At 45.6% G+C, this 550-nt stretch carries 1 protein-coding gene; it reads right to left on the bottom strand.

All coding sequences use genetic code 11. From position 1 onward, the window contains the following. Positions 1–550, bottom strand: a 550-nt coding sequence (gene nqrC, locus JMX83_RS15105) for an NADH:ubiquinone reductase (Na(+)-transporting) subunit C (RefSeq protein ID WP_201603424.1), incomplete at both ends; no start/stop codon positions are given.

The raw sequence follows: 550 nt of genomic DNA, 5'->3' as shown, positions 1-550 counted from the left end.
CGATACCGCTCCACTTTGCACGCCATTCTGGCTCTTCGATACGAGCGCCCAGACCTGGGGTTTCTTTATGCTCATGGAAACTGATACCTTTGATGGTATTCATATCACTTTCGAGCGTTAAGAAACCATAGATAGTGCCCCATAGACCGTAGCCCTGAATTGGCAATACAACCGTTTCTGGCTGACCTGCGTCATCATTTTTGACATAGACCTTGGCATATTTTGGCTTACGACCAATACCAGCAGGATCGTTGTCACCCAAGTCTTCACTTAAAGCTTGGTTCTTTGTTGCTTGACTGGCGTCATAAGCATTACGATCAGGGATGCCAGCAGTTTTTAGCGCGTCGTCATCGAGATGAGTACCTTCGTTTAAATCAATGATTTTGACTTCAAAATCTTTAAAACGTTCGGCGACATCATCTGCTGTATCAGACTCAGCGTCATACATATCAGCCGCAACTAAGATGTTTTTGTTGCGGTCTAAACGCGCGTTTTCAACTTGCGCAGGCTTTAGACCAACAGCCACTGCTGAAACCAACACTGAACACAC

The sequence above is a fragment of the Psychrobacter piscatorii genome (assembly GCF_904846415.1).
Classification (GTDB): Bacteria; Pseudomonadota; Gammaproteobacteria; order Pseudomonadales; family Moraxellaceae; genus Psychrobacter; species Psychrobacter piscatorii.
This window is presented reverse-complemented; position numbering and strand designations above follow the sequence as displayed.